Origin of the sequence: Microbacterium sp. ZXX196, from assembly GCF_009709595.1 — a bacterium.
GTDB lineage: Bacteria > Actinomycetota > Actinomycetes > Actinomycetales > Microbacteriaceae > Microbacterium > Microbacterium excoecariae.
Window position 1 is genome coordinate 1 of the sequence record NZ_WMEE01000125.1, and the last position, 278, is coordinate 278.

Genomic DNA, 278 nt, shown 5'->3' on the forward strand with positions numbered 1-278 from the left:
CATTAACCGTACCTGAAAAATTTACGGAAACAACTTTTGAAGAAGTAGACAAAACACTCCTGAAATATCTCGGAAAGGAGCATCTGATCACGCCTGACATGGTGAGAGGTAAGTTTGAAACGCTTGAAGCGGCAGTGCTTCAAAATAACTGGCCAACGCTGAAAGAGGCAAAAGGTAAATTCGTTTTTGTGTTGGACGATAAGGAGAGTAAAAGAGCACTGTATATCGCCGGGCATCCTTCACTGAAAGGGCGCGTGTTATTTGCCGACGCCGATCCC

At 45.0% G+C, this 278-nt stretch carries 1 protein-coding gene; it reads left to right on the forward strand.

What is annotated here, in order from left to right; genetic code table 11:
- Positions 1 to 278 (forward strand): Ca2+-dependent phosphoinositide-specific phospholipase C (locus GJQ66_RS12500; protein ID WP_230379596.1); only part of this gene is annotated, 278 nt, incomplete at both ends.